Origin of the sequence: uncultured Ruegeria sp. (genome assembly GCF_947489545.1) — a bacterium.
GTDB lineage: Bacteria > Pseudomonadota > Alphaproteobacteria > Rhodobacterales > Rhodobacteraceae > Ruegeria.
Map to the genome: position 1 here is coordinate 140,551 of NZ_CANLDZ010000009.1, position 15,812 is coordinate 156,362.

The following is a 15,812-nucleotide window of genomic DNA, read 5'->3' on the forward strand; positions in this document are numbered from 1 at the left end:
GGCATAATAGCCGAAAAAAAGAAGCAGGCAGTGAAAAATATGGATCGTCGAGTATTTGGATTGGGTGCTATGGCAACGCTGAGCCTTTCGGCTTGTGCCTCAGCCGGCCCGAGAATTTTGACTTACAATGGGCCCGAGGTTACCTCGCTTGTTGTGAACAAGGGATCACGCAAACTCTATCTTCTTCATCATGAGCAGGTCCTTCGGGAATATGATGTTGATTTGGGATTTGCTCCGAACGGCACGAAGATAAAACGCGGTGATGGTCGTACCCCGGAGGGCACGTATCTGATCGATCGCCGAAATCCCCGAAGCCGATATCACCTGTCGCTGGGAATCTCTTATCCGGACTCGCAGGACATCGCATTAGCGAAAGCTGCAGGTGTTGATCCGGGTGGCGATATTTTCATCCACGGACAACCCAATCTGCGGTCTGAGTTCAAGCGCGCGAAAAAGACGCCGGATTGGACAGCGGGCTGCATCGCGGTGAAGAACGACGAAATTGAAGAGATCTATGCGATGGTCAATCGCGGCACGCTGATCACCCTGCGCGCATAGGATTTTACGACTGCGGCCGCCATGGGCCGACTCCAAATTGCAAATAGTCGCGATGGTATGCTTCGGCTGAGAGCGCCTCGAGTTGTTCGTCGTAAATCTGCTCCAGCGTATAAGGCATGTCTTCCGGGCAGACCTCTGGTTCGGGTGGGTTTGCATGACCCATTGAACGGGCGAGCGCGGGCAGGGCCGTTCCCAACTCCTCTTCTCGCAGGATCAGATCTGGCATGGCGAACCCCGACATCCCCTCGATCACCAAAGACTGGCTGCACCAGGCTCCGTCCACGCGGATCGGCGTCTGGCCATCCAGGTTGTGGCGCAGAAAGGTCAGAAAGGCAGCAAATGCCTCATAGTGCTGGTCGATGGAATAGTTGTTGTCCCGCACTTGTCCCGGGATCGGCAATTTGAACCGATTGCGCAGCGTGTGTCGGATCACCTGATAGCTGCCCGGTCCCTTGTTCAGAATACGGGTACAAAAGGCGGTGTGCGCTCGAGCCAACGGGTGACGTAGAACAGTGAATTTGCGGTGCCCCGTTTGGGATTGCATCCATGCGCGGGTTTGCTTGCGATTGCGATCAGTGATCAGATCGTCAGGGTGGGTTTCGTCCAGTTTCGCCAGCCAATCCCTGATCACCGGCTCAACACCGCTGCGGATGGGCAGATACATAAGCGGGGTTTTGGTCGCAGCCACATAAAGTGTCGCTGCCGGACCGCGTCGGGGTTCAAAATTCGGGGTGCGGTGCAGGTTGAACCAATCCACTCCAGCCAGCGACTGTTCCATGTCGGCTGGATTGGTCACTTTTGACAAAGGCGCGGCCGGGTTTTGCGGCTTTAGCGTATCGTCCAATTGATCCAGACGCCCTTCAACACCCAACCACCCAGCCAACCCATTCAGGACATTCAGCTGGTTCAGATCGTCGTAACCGATGTAAAACGCGGTCTGGCCGGATTTCTGCAGGTGGTTTAGCAGAAACTCCTGATGGCGCTGCAGGTTATCGAGATAGCCTGCAAATCCTTCGGGATCAAATTCAACCTGCGCGTCCAGACGGCGTTTGATGTTCTTCAGTTGCCACTGCTTGGTCGCGCGCGCAATTTTCAGCGAAAGATAGCTGTCCAGCGGATTGCGGGTCAGTATGATCTTGGCGCATTTAGGATCGTTTAGCGCAGGCTCAAGAACCCGCGGATCGTGGTCTTGGAAATAGCGGAAGCCGTTCAGGCATCCCGGGGCTGACCGAATGGCGTTGATCAGTTGTGTTGGGTCAGTGTCGCGTTCAGCCAGCGAAACACCCAGCAGGTTTTCGGATTTTAGTCGGCCGATGAAATGTGGGTTGAACGCCTCACCATGGCAGCTAATGCCGTCAATCGCATTCAGATTGGCTTCCAACAGGTTCGAGCCAGTGCGCATTGCGGCCAGAACGATGAAGTAGTCGAACTTGGCTGACATCGGCGATCACTGCACCAGATAGGGTTTGCGGTAGGGTTTGGTCTGGGTTCCGAACACATCATCGGCGGGGAAATCACCCATCAGGTACGGGTGCATTCCCTGGTTCTTCAGGTTCTGAAGGAACTGACCGAACCCGGACAGGTCGACCATCGTCGGAGCTTCGGTCAGGTGGCTTGCCTGCTGTGTTCCGATTTCATCGATAATGCTTTGCAATGGCTCCATCGGGGATTCGATGAACTCTGCCAGGGTCCAACTGCGCATCCGGGCTTTGGTCCAGACCGAGGTCAGAATCTCGAGTTGTTTGGATTCGATCTGCTGCAGACGGGCGGCTTCGGTTCTGATATCTGCGAAATTCATGTTTGATCGGAACAGGTCAATTGCCCAGGCCCCGGTGATCACCGAAATCTGGGCGTTTTTGTCCCGCGCCAGCAACCAGTTGATGTCTTGAGTGTCGGCTGGTCCGAATTGAAAACACTGGCGTTCACCGCGCGTGTTCCAGATCAGGTTCGACAGAAACGCTGTTGGGTTGTAATCGCGTAGCGTCGCGCTATCCGTGAGCGCACCGTTGATGATGGTTTCACCTTGCGCAAACTCGGCCCGATCGGGGCCGAACAAATGTCCGTGGACCTTGGCGCCAGTAGTGTCTGACAACCAGGCTTCGAACCCCTCGAACACTTCGGAAAAGCCCTGAAATACACAATACGGGGATGAGGTCAGGCCGTTTTCGCTGCCATGTCTGGGAAAGCGGCTTTGCATGTACAAACCATCGCGGCCATGCGTTCGTCGTTCAACGGCCTTGGCGAACACCCGGTCGATCTTACCGGGATTGGGCTCGGCTGGTTTCATTGCTCCGGCCTGATCAGTCAGAAAGGACTGATACAACCGATCCGCGCGCCACCAGATTTTCCGAGCGACAAAGCAATCCGACCGGCGCAACAGCTGCAGATGATCATCATAGAAAATATGCGGCCGGCCTTGATAGTCGAATTTGGACAGAGTCAGCGATCGGCTCTCGATATGGGTTGAATACAGACGCGCCAGAGTTTGAAAGTAGCTTTCATCCGGGATCCAGACGTGGCGAAAATATGCGTCATAGATTTTGCGCTTCGGATCCTGCAGGACCGCCGACAGTGTTTGACGGGTCAGGCACCACCACTGGCTGCCCATATGCGGCATCAATCCTTCGGGTATCCGTCGGCGGATGCCCAACGCGCGTTGCAATTTGACATATGTGTCAAACAGCTTGCGATGCTTGCGCCATGAAAACGGGAAGCGCAGCGTGAAACGTTCGTGATCCAAGCCACCGATGGTCCAGCTGACGTCAGCGGTTGTTGCGCTTTCGATAAAGTCGATGCGGGGCCGGTCGGCAAGATAATCGATCAGTTCCTGAACCGGGCGCAAGGGCAGGCAGGCACCCGAGGACAAGAACACGTGACGGACATCAGGATAGGACTCCAGCAGCAGCTCGGACGCGCATTGCGAGGCGGCGACGATGCCCCAGCCACCCCAGTCGCAGATATGGCGGTCCGAGAATACAATCAGCGGATTGTCTCCGCAAGACGAGACAAATTTGGAATAAGCAACATCCGCCACTTTGCGATCGACATGGATCACGACGGGGCACCCGGCTGCAGTCCAGTGTCGCGCCACCTGTTCTGCGCGATCCAATGCTGTATGTACCAGCATGACGATGCCAAGACTGCTCATGCCCAGTTTCCTTTTGACATGAGACCCAGAATCTCAAGCTGCCGCCAGTTGATGAACTTCTCTGAACAGGTGCACCAGAAAACGGGCTTACCCTCAAGCTGCTGCGCATAGGCTTTGTATTCGCCGGACCCACGGTAGTGTTCTCCGCGCTGCAGCTCCTCATGCGCCTTGTCGCCCAATGTGTTGATCAATTTAGCATGCAGCAGGGCGCCGCTGGTTTTCTCTCCGCCCCACTCATCGTAGACCTGGTTCAGGCCGCGCGGTAAAAGCGAATGAGTTGAGCTTACATAGACATAGCGCCTATCCCATTTGACCAGTGGGATTTTGTTCAATGCAGGCGCTTTGGCCGGAGTCTCTTGAAAAAACACACGTGCCCTCGGCCCACCCTGAATCCAAAGATTTTTGTAAACTGGATTCTTTGTGATCGTGTAGTTTCCTGCATCAAACCAGCGCGCGATATCAAATGGGTTTTGTCCTTCGGTGTAAGGTTCCGCGTCCACTGGCCCCTGCGGATACATGTCGATCAACATGGTGCCAAAGCTGCGCACGGCGCAGCCGTCCAGCCAGTCGGTCAGGGCGCGGATCGGTCGTGTATCGCAAAACGGATAGATAAAGAACTCATCCGGATCGACGGTCAGAACCCAGTGCCCATGCGCATATTTCCGAAGCAGATAGTTTGACCAGTCCAAACCATAAGACGCTTTCTTGTAGCTGGTCTTTGTGCGCCAGACCGAGACATCCGGCTGCGCTTGCAGAAACTCAAAGCTGCCGTCATCACTGTCATTGTCGACAAACAGAAAGTGATTGATGCCCAGTTTGCGATAGTAATCCAGAAGATAGGGCAGGCGGATCTTTTCGTTGCGGATGACACTCATCAGCAGAATATCGTCCGAACGGATCGCTGCGGTGTTGGTGCTGGCCGGCTTCAACTCGCGTCGTTTTTTGACACATCGCAAAATACGGCGCTTGCGCCGCAATCTCATTCGATATGATCCCCATAGGCTCACGCGACTGCCCAACCTTTTGTATAACGCGAGCGTTCCCCGTGTCTGCCAAGACGTGTTTGGCACCAGGGTCTTGCCGGTTTATGCCATTTTTGCATCTTGCAAAGCAATGAATTTAAAAGCCGTTAGTGACGGGCATGGTTTTTATGCCCTTGTTTTCTGTGATCATTCCCAACCTCCGGCGTTCATCAGGCCCATTTGCTGCAACTGTGCCCAGCCTGCGTATTCAGTGGAGTTTGGGGTCCACATGTCCGGGGAGTTAATTATCTCATCATAGTATGGCCCGAACTGGTCCGGATCGTGAAAGTGCTGTCGTCGCTGTTTCTCGATTTTAGACTTTTCGACAATTTCCGGCAGAAACTTTGTATGTAGCAAAACGCCAGACGGTGTTTCTCCTCTGGGCCCGTCATAGGCAGCATTCAGGTTTCGGGGCAAAACCGAATGACAGGAGTTCACGAAAGCATAGCGGCACGACCACCGCACCAACGGAATTTTATTCAAGGTCGGAGAGCACTGTCGCACCTGCGTAAAGAACATGCGTTCGCGCACACCGCCTTGCACCCAAAGATTGCCCGCCGGACTTTGCCGCTGTGTGCGATACGGCCCGGCATCGAACCACTTCAGAGCTTTGGCCGGGTCGGTTTCGGGATCATAGGCTTGGGACCCCAGTGGACCTTTGGGGTACAGATCCAGCATCAACGCGCCAAACGCCGCGCGCCCCTGCTGGTCCAGCCAGGCGGTCAGATCGTGCAGCGAGCGGTGGTCGTGATTTGCGTAGATCAACAGCTCATCGGCATCGACCATCAGGTTCCAGTGTCGGCTACCATACCGCATCTGCAGCCCGGTCAGCCAGTCCAGCCCATACCGGGACGCACGATAGCTGGCATGCGTCCGCCACAGTGAGACATCCGTCTGATCCAGAAGATACTCGGTTGATTGATCGTCGCTGCCATTGTCCACGATCAGAAAATGGTCGACTCCTAACCGGCGATAGTGGCGAAAAAACCAGGGCAAGCGGGTGATTTCGTTGCGCAGCGTCGTAAAAACCAGAATGTCTCCACGCTCGATTGTGTTGGTTCGATCCATCAGGCAGGACAGCTGCTTTTGGCTGCGCCACGATCTCCAGAGAAGACGACGACGTTTCCAGCGCAGGCGGTACTTCTGCCCCCATCCGATTTGGGGGAGCATCTGTGCCGCGTTGCTGGTCACAGGATCCTCATTTCTCGTAGTGGCCGTTCTGGTGCCAGCGCCAAGCATCTGAGATCATAATCTCTAAGGTAGAGCGTTTGGGATTCCAGCCCAGTTCGGTCTCGGCGCGCACCGAGCCTGAAACCAGCTTGGTGCAATCACCTGCCCGCCGGGCACCGACGGTATAAGGGACCGGGCGATTGGTCACGGACTTGGATTGTTCGATGACCTCGAAAACCGAAAACCCGGAACCGGTGCCCAGATTGAACACCCGGCTGTCCTTGCCTTGTTCCAGCCAATCCAGCCCAAGAACATGGGCATCCACCAGATCACAGACATGCACATAATCGCGAATGCAGGTGCCGTCCGGCGTTTCGTAGTCGGTGCCGAAAACGGTCAACCCATCCCGTTTGCCGTCAATTGCATCCAGCATCAATGGAACAAGATGAGTTTCGGGTCGATGGAATTCGCCGACCTCGCCATCAGGGTCCGCGCCTGCGACGTTGAAATAGCGGAAGATCACATGGCGCAGACCATGGGCGGCCTCGAAATCGCGCAGGATATCTTCGATCGCCCGTTTAGAGGCCCCGTAGGCGTTCAGCGGGTGCTGCGATGTGGTCTCATCCAAAACCACATTGTCATGCTCGCCATAGGTGGCGCAGGTGGACGAGAATACAAAGTCCAGACATCCCGCAGCAACCGCGGCCTCGATCAGTGTCAGGGAACCGGTGACGTTATTTGACCAGTACTTTGCGGGCTCTGCCATAGCCTCGCCCACCTGGCTAAGGGCTGCAAAATGCATCACCGCCACCGGCTGATGTTTGGCAAAAACCTCGTCCAGTTGCGCCCGGTCCATCAGGTCGCCCTGTTCGAACGGGCCGAATTTCACCGCATCCTGCCAGCCGGTGACGAGATTGTCATAGGTCACCGGGGTATAGCCTGCCTGCGACAACGCCTTGCAGGCATGTGATCCGATGTAGCCAGCGCCACCGGTTACGAGAACAGTCTTCATATGTCGCCCATAGAGTCAGAGTTGAAGGTTGCTATGCCATCGCAATAGCGAACGTCAGGGGGAAAAGCGGTCAATCCAGACCCATATCTGCCATCATAGCCTCAATTTTAGGCACATCTTGGGGGTTGTTGAGCTCCCAGAACTGACGGCCCTTGGCCTCAACCTCGACGCACAGAACCTTGCGGCCGTTCTCCATGAACCGCAATTGTTCCAGCCCTTCCAGCTGCTCCAGTGGCCCCACCGGCCAATCCGGATAAGACTCCAGTGCGTCCGGGCGGTACGCGTAGACGCCGACATGATGAAAGACAGGGGTTGGATCGGTGCCCGCATAGGTTTGCGCCGTGAACGGCACAACTTCTTTCGAGAAGTACATTGCGCTATGATCACTGGCAAAAACGGCCGTCGTGCCACCAACACGGTCATGTTTGCGGTCGTTTAAAAGACCTCTCAGCGCGTCTCCGTCGCAACGCAACACAGGTGTTGCCACACCCGCATCCGGCGCGGCGCGCAGACCCGAGATAAGGTCTTCGACAAACCAATGCGGCGTCAGCGGAGCGTCGCCTTGCAGGTTGACCACGATGTCATACTTGGCGCCCAACACGCTATGGGCTTCGGCACATCGTTCGGTGCCATTGCCACAGGCCTCGGATGTCATCACAACCTCGGCCCCGAACGCTTCGGAAACCTCGCGGATGCGATCATCATCTGTGGCAACGACCACACGATCGACGCCGGACACGGATTTCGCCGCGCGCCACGACCGTTCGATCAGCGTCATCGCAGTGCCGTTTGCACCTGTCAAAGGCACCAGAGGTTTGCCGGGATAGCGGGATGAGGCATAGCGGGCGGGAATGGCAAGCAGTACGGACATCAGGCCTCCTTCAGGTCTACACCTGGGGCGTACGCGATGAAAAACGGGTTTGCATACCCGTCTTTGCCATAAGTAAGGGCAGAATGATCATCAAAACGCACCACCTTGCCGCCCGCACCAGCCAGCACAGCATGACCAGCGGCTGTGTCCCATTCCATTGTACGCCCAACGCGGGGATAGATGTCTGCCTCACCAGTCGCGATCAGACAGAACTTGAGCGAAGAGCCCGCGCTCTTGCTGTCCTGAACCTGATATTTGTTGATGTAGTCATCGGTCGCTTGATCGCGGTGAGATTTAGAAGCCACAACCAAAAGCGCCGAATTGTCAGGATCCGACACGGATATCGGCGCAACCGTACCCGGTTGATCCTTTTCCAAGGCTCCGGTTTCCTCGACAGATTGGCCATCGGCCTGAGTATAGAACATGCGATCGCGGGCAGGGGCGTAAACAACGCCTCGGGTTGGCACGCCGTTTTCAACCAAAGCGATGTTCACCGTGAAATCGCCACGTCGGTTGATGAACTCTTTGGTACCGTCCAGAGGATCCACGATCAGGAACGTATCGCCCTTTTCAGAATGCGAGGCGGCCTGTTCTTCGGTCACCAACAAAATTTCGGGAAACGCGTCGCGCAACCCGGCGGAAATCAGGGCATCAGCAGCTTCGTCTGCCTCGGTCACTGGGCTGGAATCGGATTTGACTTTGACGTCAAAATCATCCGACTGGTAGATTTCCATGATCTTGTCGCCCGCTTCCAGGGCCAAACGTCGGATGACGGGAATGAGGGCGTCATAGGTCACAAAAATGCTCCGTTCCTGTGGTTTGTTGATCCAAACTCATGACGGACTTATGATGCGCCGGTTACCGAACGGCAAGATATTCATGCCAGATTAGGGACAACAAAGCAGGGAAGACGCGTCGCGTGTTTTATTTCAAGCGGAACCAAACGCTGCTGGGCGGCGCATTCACAACGATGGAACTGGTGTTCCATGCGGTGGTGCGCAGTGTACGTTCCCAGCATGCGAACGCGGTCATGGCGATCCTGATCAACATCATGCAGGTGGTGGTGATGGCGCTGATCTTCTATTTGATCATGTCATTCATGGGCACGCGGGTTGCCAAGATCCGGGGGGAGTTCATTCTTTACATCCTGTCGGGTGTTTTCCTGTTCATGATGCATGTCCAATCAGTCGGTTCCATCTCCGGGGTTAAAGGGGTCAATAACCCGATGATGCTGCACTCCCCAATGAACGTGATGGTCATGATTCTGGCGGCTGCGTTTGGAACGCTTTACAAGCAGATGATGTCTATCCTGGTGATCCTGTTTGTCTACAGTGTCACCGTCAAACCGCTCGAGATTCAGGATCCCGGCGGCGCGTTTGCAATGTTGATCCTGTCGTGGTTCACAGGATGTGCAGTTGGTCTGGTGTTCATGGCGCTCAAGCCGTGGCTTCCAACCTTCTCGTCTATGGCCAGCAATGTTTACCGCCGTCTGAACATGGTGTTCTCCGGAAAGATGTTCGTTGCCAATGCGCTTGGCGGCGGAATTCTGATGATGTTTGCCTGGAACCCGCTGTTCCACATCATCGATCAGTGCCGCGGGTTTGTGTTTCGAAACTACTTTCCACGCAACACCAGCTGGGAATACGCCCTTTGGGTTGGGATCGCGCTGCTGATGATTGGCCTGCTGGGCGAGTTCTTCACCCGCAAGCACGTCTCGCAAAGCTGGAACGCCCGCCGCTAATGCGCCACCCTGAGCGTCAGGTTGATCCTGCCACCCTTGGGCAACAGCTTTGATGATCCGTGCCGGATTCGATCCACGCCGTGATATGCCAACCTCGCGACCCCGCCCATGATCACGACGTCCCCTGAATTCAGCCAGATCGATTCGGTCTTGCCTCCACGCGTGGTGTTGCCGATGCGGAACAGCGCATCGTCGCCCAGAGAAATCGACAATACCGGCCAGGAAAAATCTGCCTCATCCTTGTCCTGATGCAGCCCCATTCGGGCATCTTCACTATAGTAGTTGATCAGGCAGCAGTCCGGGTCACGTTCAGCGCTGGCCAGTTCGTGCCAGATATTCAGAACCGACTCGGGAATTCCCGGCCACGCGCCACCTTTGGGGTGTTGCGTTTGATATCGATACCCGGATCTGTCCGTGACCCAACCAACCGCGCCCGCCGAGGTCATGCGCACGGACATTTCCTTGCCTGACGGGGTCATCGCTCGGAACAAGGGTGCGGCTTTCAGAATCGGTCGCAGGTCGTCGATCAGCTGACCTTGTGCCGCCGTATCCAGATAGCCTTTTCTGATATCAAAACCGCGCAAAAGCAGCCGTGCCATCCCAGATTTCCCATTCCTTACCGAAACCTTGCGGAAAAAGGCCGCAGATTTGCGAAAACCTGCATTTCTGAACGCTTGCAGGCCCCTGTTCCCGCCCTTATATACGCCGGGACGCGCGATGGTGTAGTGCTGTCGCGCACAACAGATCGGGGACGGGATGCCATAAAGGGTCCAGCCCTCGGGACATCGCCTTGAAGAGAAAGGGATCGCAAATGGGAAAAGTAATAGGGATTGACCTCGGCACCACCAACTCGTGTGTGGCCATCATGGACGGCTCGCAGCCGAAGGTCATCGAAAACGCAGAAGGGGCGCGGACCACGCCCTCGATCGTCGCCTTCACCGAAGATGAGCGACTGGTCGGTCAGCCTGCCAAGCGTCAGGCGGTCACCAACCCCGACAACACCATCTTTGGCGTCAAGCGCCTGATCGGTCGTCGTGTGGATGATGCAGAAGTCGAAAAAGACAAGAAAATGGTGCCATATGCCATCGTCAATGGTGGCAACGGCGACGCGTGGGTCGAAGCCCGCGGTGAAAAGTACTCCCCAAGCCAAATCTCGGCCTTCACTCTGGGTAAGATGAAGGAAACCGCTGAGAGCTATCTGGGTGAGGAAGTCACACAAGCCGTCATCACCGTTCCGGCCTATTTCAATGACGCCCAGCGTCAGGCGACCAAAGACGCAGGCAAGATCGCCGGTCTGGAAGTCTTGCGGATCATCAACGAACCGACAGCTGCCGCCCTGGCCTATGGCCTGGACAAGGAAGAAACCCAAACCATCGCGGTCTATGACCTTGGTGGTGGTACCTTCGACGTGACCATTCTGGAAATCGATGACGGTCTGTTCGAAGTCAAATCGACCAACGGCGACACCTTCCTGGGTGGTGAAGACTTTGACATGCGCATCGTCAACTACCTGGCGGACGAGTTCAAAAAAGAACACGGTGTCGACCTGTCTGCCGACAAGATGGCCCTGCAGCGTCTGAAAGAAGCTGCTGAAAAAGCCAAGATCGAACTGTCCTCGACCTCGCAGACCGAAATCAACCAGCCGTTCATCTCGATGGGTGCCAACGGGCAGCCGCTGCACATGGTCATGAAACTGACCCGTGCCAAGCTGGAATCTCTGGTTAGCGATCTGATCAAGAAATCGATGAAGCCTTGCCAGGCCGCGTTGAAGGACGCGGGCCTGTCGGCGGGCGACATTGATGAGGTTGTTTTGGTCGGTGGTATGACCCGGATGCCGAAAGTCATCGAAGAGGTCACCAAATTCTTCGGCAAAGAGCCCCACAAGGGCGTGAACCCAGACGAAGTTGTTGCCATGGGCGCCGCCATTCAGGCCGGTGTTCTGCAAGGCGACGTCAAAGACGTGGTTCTGCTGGACGTGACCCCGCTGTCGCTGGGGATTGAGACGCTGGGTGGCGTGTTCACCCGCCTGATCGACCGCAACACCACGATCCCGACCAAGAAGTCTCAGGTCTTCTCGACCGCCGAGGACAACCAGAACGCCGTGACCATCCGCTGTTTCCAGGGCGAACGCGAAATGGCTGCGGACAACAAGATCCTCGGTCAGTTCAACCTTGAAGACATCCCGCCAGCCCCGCGTGGTATGCCCCAGATCGAGGTGACGTTTGACATCGACGCCAACGGTATCGTCTCGGTTTCGGCCAAAGACAAAGGCACCGGCAAAGAGCAGAAGATCACCATCCAGGCATCGGGTGGTTTGTCGGACGAAGATATCGACAAGATGGTCAAGGACGCCGAAGACAATGCCGAGGCGGACAAAGAACGCCGCGAGCTGATCGAGGCGAAGAACCAGGCAGAAAGCCTCATCCATTCGACAGAAAAGTCGATGGAAGAGCATGCCGATAAAGTCGACCCAACCACCATCGAAGCCATCGAGCTGGCGATTGCCGCGCTGAAGGACGAGCTGGAAACCGAGAATGCCGACAAGATCAAGTCGGGCATTCAGAACGTTACCGAAGCTGCCATGAAGCTGGGTGAAGCCATCTATAAGGCACAAGCCGAAGAGGGCGATGAAGAACCTGCAGCTGCGGATGAAGCCCCGGGCGCGGACGACATTGTCGACGCCGAATTCGAAGATCTGGACGACGACAAGCGTAACTAACGGGCAACCGTGCCATTTCGGGCCGGTCCGGTTACCGGGCCGGCCCGATTACGTTGAGACATAAGGAAACACTGATGTCAAAACGCGACTACTATGATGTGCTCGGCGTGTCCAAGGGCGCATCGGCGGACGAGATCAAGAAAGGCTTTCGTACGAAAGCCAAAGAGCTGCATCCCGACCGCAACAAAGACAACCCGGATGCTGAAGCGCAGTTCAAAGAAGCGAACGAGGCCTATGACATTCTGAAAGACGCCGAGCGCAAGGCGGCTTATGACCGCTTTGGCCACGCGGCTTTTGAAAACGGCATGGGCGGCGGGGGCCGTCCCGGAGGCGGCTTTGGCGGGCAGGGCGATTTCTCCAGCGCTTTCTCAGACGTGTTCGACGACCTGTTTGGCGATTTCATGGGCGGTCAACGTGGCGGTGGTGGCGGACGCCGTGCCGCGCGCGGGTCTGACCTGCGCTATAACCTGCGCGTCACGTTGGAAGAGGCCTATACCGGCCTGCAAAAGACCATCAATGTGCCTGCTGCCGTGGCCTGTTCGGCCTGCGAGGGCTCGGGTGCCGAAGGCGGCGTAGAGCCGACAACCTGCCCAACCTGTTCAGGCATGGGGAAGGTTCGTGCCCAGCAAGGCTTTTTCACCGTAGAACGGACCTGCCCAACCTGTTCGGGATTGGGTCAGATTATCAAAAACCCTTGTAAATCCTGTCAGGGCGCGGGCCGCGTCGAAAAAGAACGCGCCCTCTCGGTCAACATCCCCGCGGGCGTCGAAACCGGAACTCGTATCCGACTTGCGGGTGAGGGTGAGGCCGGAATGCGCGGTGGCCCTCCGGGCGATCTCTACATCTTCGTCGAAGTGTCCGAGCACAAATTGTTCGAGCGTGACAGTGTGAACCTGTACTGCCGCGTGCCGGTCAGCATGGCCAAGGCTGCCCTGGGCGGATCTATCGAAGTGCCCACCATCGATGGCGGCCGTGGCCGTGTTCAAATCCCGGCGGGCAGTCAGTCAGGTCGCCAGATGCGCCTGCGGAGCAAGGGCATGCCCGCCCTGCGTGGCGGCGGTGTCGGCGACATGTTGATCGAGCTTGCCGTCGAAACCCCGGTCAACCTGACCAGCCGCCAAAAAGAACTGCTGCGCGAGTTTGATGATCTGGGCGAAGACAACCATCCGGAATCCAACAGCTTCTTCTCGTCTGTGAAGTCTTTTTGGGATGGCATGAAAGGCTAATGCGTTTCTGAGCGGGGGGTCTGCCCCCGCAGCATACACACGGCTTTCCCCGAACATGCGTTCAACGGCAGCATATCTTTCCTGCTTCATTTGGCTGAAAATATCCCGGAGCGCGAGGCAGAGCCTCGCATTCCCTGACCTGCCAGGGGCTGTTTTGGCTATAGACTAAAGACCAAACTGGCCAAACAACGGGCAAATTGCCCCTTGATTCCCTGCGTCACCCCTGAGATTGTCAGCCCCAACCGTTGGGGTGCCCAGATCAATGGGCTGAGAGGCGCGAAATCGCTAACCCATCGAACCTGATCCGGGCAATTCCGGCGGAGGGAACGGTCTCAAGTCGATAGACGTTTTCCAAACCCGTTGCCCCCGAAACAGATGGAGCAACGACGTGGCACCTATTGCCTTGACCATTGCAGGATCCGACAGCGGCGGTGGTGCCGGAATTCAGGCTGATCTGAAAGCCATGTCCGCGCTGGGCGTCTATGGCGCCAGCGTCGTTACCGCCGTCACCGCCCAAAATACGCAGGCAGTCACTGCTGTACATGGCATTCCACTGGACGTCATTTCTGCCCAAATCGACGCTGTTCTTGGTGATCTTGACGTCAAGGCGATCAAGATCGGTATGCTGGCGAACCCTGAGATCATTCTTACCGTCGCACAAGGCATTTCCGGCTTTACAGGTCCGGTCGTCTTGGATCCGGTTATGGTTGCAAAATCCGGTGACGCCCTGCTGGCTGGTGAAGCAATCCAGACCTTGCGCGATGTTCTGATGTCTCGCGCCACTGTCCTGACACCGAACCTGCCAGAGGCCGCTTGCCTGCTGGGCATGCCGGTTGCTGGCTCAACAGCCGAGATGATCGAGCAGGGGCGGGCCTTATGTGCTCTGGGCGCAAGTTCAGCATTGATGAAAGGCGGCCATGGCAAAGGCGATGTCTGCCACGACCTGTTGATCAATGCCGCCGGCGTCGCGGCCGAGTTCCAGGCGCCTCGTCAGGACACGAACAACACCCATGGTACCGGATGCACATTGTCATCCTCGATCGCAGCGGGTTTGGCCAAAGGATTGGCGCTGACGGAAGCGGTTGCGCAGGCGCATGAATATCTGCAAGGGGCAATCTCGCAGGCGGACACATTGAATGTCGGCTCGGGCCACGGCCCGGTGCATCATTTCCATCGGATTTGGCCCACGTGACGCTTTGGTCTGTCATAGGGTCCGGCGTCGCCGGTCTGGCCGTCGCCAGCGAGCTGGTCGCGCGCGGCGCTCGGGTGCAGGTGTTCGATCCGGGCGGTCCACCGGGTCCGCATGGATGTTCCTGGTGGGCCGGGGGGATGCTGGCCCCATGGTGTGAATTTGAGAGTGCCGAAGAACCGGTTTTGCGTCTGGGGCAATCGGCCATCGATTGGTGGGCGGACAGAACACCAGTTCAAAGGCGCGGAACGATTGTCGTGGCGAATACGCGCGACCTGCCGGATCTGCGCCGCTTTGCCCGTCGCACCACAGGGTTTGTCAACATTGATCGGGGTATAATCACTGAATTAGAGCCTGATATGGGGTCATTCGGAAAAGGATTGTTTTTCGAACACGAGGCGCATCTCGACCCGCGGCAAGCGCTGCAGGATCTCAGTCGTCAGCTGAAGGAAAAAGGCGTTGAGTTTCGCCAGAAACTGGCCCCTGCACAGCTGGAAAACGCAATCGATTGCCGGGGCTTGCACGCGCGTGAGGTGCTCCATGATCTGCGCGGCGTAAAGGGTGAAATGTTGGTCGTACGCTGCCCCGACGTGACACTGACCCGCCCCGTGCGCCTTCTGCACCCGCGCATGCCACTTTACATCGTCCCCCGCGGCGACGGGATCTATATGTTGGGCGCAACGATGATCGAATCTGAGGACAGCAGCCGCATCACGGCGCGCTCGATGCTGGAATTGCTCAGCGCCGCCTATTCGGTCAATCCCGCTTTTGGCGAAGCTGAGGTGCTGGAAATCGGCGTCGATCTGCGCCCCGCCTTTCCTGACAACCTACCTCGCATCCGGCGCCTTGGGCGGACAATCTATGCCAACGGGCTGTATCGCCACGGCTACTTGTTAGCGCCCGCCCTGGCGCAAGGCGTGGCCGATCTGGCGCTTGAGAACAAACATTCGGAGATGGTCGATGAAGATCGTGCTTAACGGCGAAACGCGCGATGTGCGTGCCGAAACCCTGTTTGATCTGCTGGTGGAATGCGGATTCTCGGACCGTGTCGCCACCGCCGTGAACGAAGAATTCGTCCCCTCAAGCCTTCGCATCGGCCGCGAACTGAAAGATGGCGACCGGATCGAAGTCCTGTCGCCGATGCAGGGGGGCTGAC

General features: G+C 56.8%; 15 protein-coding genes and 1 riboswitch. Of the genes, 7 read left to right on the forward strand and 8 right to left on the reverse strand.

Features of this window, described 5'->3' with window-relative positions; translation table 11 throughout:
- Nucleotides 1–39: 39 nt before the first annotated feature.
- Entirely contained in the window at nt 40–558 is a 519-nt protein-coding gene (locus Q1B13_RS14135; protein ID WP_298935907.1) for a L,D-transpeptidase family protein, read from the forward strand.
- A gap of 4 nt (nt 559–562) precedes the next feature.
- Here Q1B13_RS14135 and Q1B13_RS14140 read toward each other — a convergent pair whose 3' ends face one another.
- The 7 genes from Q1B13_RS14140 to cysQ form a co-directional block, all read right to left on the reverse strand.
- Entirely contained in the window at nt 563–1,999 is a 1,437-nt protein-coding gene (locus Q1B13_RS14140; RefSeq protein ID WP_299081121.1) for a nodulation protein NodH, read from the reverse strand.
- Nucleotides 2,000–2,005: 6 nt separating this feature from the next.
- Nucleotides 2,006–3,706 (reverse strand): beta-1,6-N-acetylglucosaminyltransferase, encoded by a 1,701-nt coding sequence (locus tag Q1B13_RS14145; RefSeq protein WP_299081118.1) that lies wholly within the window; start codon nt 3,704–3,706, stop codon nt 2,006–2,008.
- Nucleotides 3,703–4,689, reverse strand: coding sequence for a glycosyltransferase family 2 protein (locus Q1B13_RS14150; protein ID WP_299081116.1), 987 nt, complete (start codon nt 4,687–4,689; stop codon nt 3,703–3,705). The genes Q1B13_RS14145 and Q1B13_RS14150 overlap by 4 nt, the downstream gene beginning before the upstream one ends.
- A gap of 186 nt (nt 4,690–4,875) precedes the next feature.
- Nucleotides 4,876–5,919, reverse strand: a complete 1,044-nt coding sequence (locus Q1B13_RS14155) for a glycosyltransferase family 2 protein (protein ID WP_299081114.1) — start codon at nt 5,917–5,919, stop codon at nt 4,876–4,878.
- Nucleotides 5,920–5,926: 7 nt separating this feature from the next.
- A complete protein-coding gene (gene galE / locus Q1B13_RS14160; RefSeq protein ID WP_299081112.1) occupies nt 5,927–6,910 on the reverse strand; it encodes a UDP-glucose 4-epimerase GalE in 984 nt (327 codons plus the stop codon).
- Nucleotides 6,911–6,980: 70 nt separating this feature from the next.
- A complete protein-coding gene (locus tag Q1B13_RS14165) occupies nt 6,981–7,781 on the reverse strand; it encodes a manno-octulosonate cytidylyltransferase (RefSeq protein ID WP_298935914.1) in 801 nt (266 codons plus the stop codon).
- Nucleotides 7,781–8,578, reverse strand: coding sequence for a 3'(2'),5'-bisphosphate nucleotidase CysQ (gene cysQ, locus Q1B13_RS14170; RefSeq protein WP_299081109.1), 798 nt, complete (start codon nt 8,576–8,578; stop codon nt 7,781–7,783). The genes Q1B13_RS14165 and cysQ overlap by 1 nt, the downstream gene beginning before the upstream one ends.
- Before the next feature lie 122 nt (nt 8,579–8,700).
- Here cysQ and Q1B13_RS14175 point away from each other — a divergent pair, with 122 nt between their 5' ends.
- A complete protein-coding gene (locus tag Q1B13_RS14175) occupies nt 8,701–9,522 on the forward strand; it encodes an ABC transporter permease (RefSeq protein ID WP_298935916.1) in 822 nt (273 codons plus the stop codon).
- Here Q1B13_RS14175 and Q1B13_RS14180 read toward each other — a convergent pair.
- Complete coding sequence (locus Q1B13_RS14180; protein ID WP_299081107.1) at nt 9,519–10,121, reverse strand: alpha-ketoglutarate-dependent dioxygenase AlkB; 603 nt, start codon at nt 10,119–10,121, stop codon at nt 9,519–9,521. The two genes, Q1B13_RS14175 and Q1B13_RS14180, sit on opposite strands and share 4 nt — an antisense overlap.
- Before the next feature lie 212 nt (nt 10,122–10,333).
- Here Q1B13_RS14180 and dnaK point away from each other — a divergent pair, with 212 nt between their 5' ends.
- From dnaK to thiS, 5 genes are all read left to right on the forward strand, one after another.
- On the forward strand, nt 10,334–12,241 hold the full coding sequence (gene dnaK / locus Q1B13_RS14185) for a molecular chaperone DnaK (protein WP_298935919.1): 1,908 nt from the start codon (nt 10,334–10,336) through the stop codon (nt 12,239–12,241).
- Nucleotides 12,242–12,315: 74 nt separating this feature from the next.
- The gene (dnaJ, locus tag Q1B13_RS14190; RefSeq protein ID WP_298935920.1) at nt 12,316–13,467 is read left to right on the forward strand and encodes a molecular chaperone DnaJ; all 1,152 of its coding nucleotides are present in this window, start codon (nt 12,316–12,318) and stop codon (nt 13,465–13,467) included.
- A 236-nt stretch (nt 13,468–13,703) separates the two neighbouring features.
- A riboswitch (TPP riboswitch) is annotated at nt 13,704–13,810 on the forward strand.
- Between the two features lie 45 nt (nt 13,811–13,855).
- Nucleotides 13,856–14,659 carry a bifunctional hydroxymethylpyrimidine kinase/phosphomethylpyrimidine kinase gene (gene thiD / locus Q1B13_RS14195; RefSeq protein ID WP_299081104.1) on the forward strand — a complete coding sequence of 268 codons (804 nt, stop codon included), beginning with the start codon at nt 13,856–13,858 and terminating at the stop codon, nt 14,657–14,659.
- A complete protein-coding gene (locus Q1B13_RS14200; protein ID WP_299081101.1) occupies nt 14,656–15,633 on the forward strand; it encodes an FAD-dependent oxidoreductase in 978 nt (325 codons plus the stop codon). The genes thiD and Q1B13_RS14200 overlap by 4 nt, the downstream gene beginning before the upstream one ends.
- The gene (gene thiS / locus Q1B13_RS14205) at nt 15,617–15,811 is read left to right on the forward strand and encodes a sulfur carrier protein ThiS (RefSeq protein ID WP_299081100.1); all 195 of its coding nucleotides are present in this window, start codon (nt 15,617–15,619) and stop codon (nt 15,809–15,811) included. The genes Q1B13_RS14200 and thiS overlap by 17 nt, the downstream gene beginning before the upstream one ends.
- Nucleotide 15,812 lies beyond the last annotated feature (1 nt).

Excerpts from the sequence above, each read along its gene's own strand:
- Q1B13_RS14135 (WP_298935907.1), top strand. The coding sequence starts at position 40 with ATGGATCGTCGAGTATTTGGATTGGGTGCTATGGCAACGCTGAGCCTT.
- Q1B13_RS14165 (WP_298935914.1), bottom strand. The coding sequence starts at position 7,781 with ATGTCCGTACTGCTTGCCATTCCCGCCCGCTATGCCTCATCCCGCTAT.
- thiS (WP_299081100.1), top strand. The coding sequence starts at position 15,617 with ATGAAGATCGTGCTTAACGGCGAAACGCGCGATGTGCGTGCCGAAACC.
- dnaK (WP_298935919.1), top strand. The coding sequence starts at position 10,334 with ATGGGAAAAGTAATAGGGATTGACCTCGGCACCACCAACTCGTGTGTG.
- Q1B13_RS14140 (WP_299081121.1), bottom strand. The coding sequence starts at position 1,999 with ATGTCAGCCAAGTTCGACTACTTCATCGTTCTGGCCGCAATGCGCACT.
- galE (WP_299081112.1), bottom strand. The coding sequence starts at position 6,910 with ATGAAGACTGTTCTCGTAACCGGTGGCGCTGGCTACATCGGATCACAT.
- Q1B13_RS14180 (WP_299081107.1), bottom strand. The coding sequence starts at position 10,121 with ATGGCACGGCTGCTTTTGCGCGGTTTTGATATCAGAAAAGGCTATCTG.
- dnaJ (WP_298935920.1), top strand. The coding sequence starts at position 12,316 with ATGTCAAAACGCGACTACTATGATGTGCTCGGCGTGTCCAAGGGCGCA.
- Q1B13_RS14145 (WP_299081118.1), bottom strand. The coding sequence starts at position 3,706 with ATGAGCAGTCTTGGCATCGTCATGCTGGTACATACAGCATTGGATCGC.
- Q1B13_RS14150 (WP_299081116.1), bottom strand. The coding sequence starts at position 4,689 with ATGAGATTGCGGCGCAAGCGCCGTATTTTGCGATGTGTCAAAAAACGA.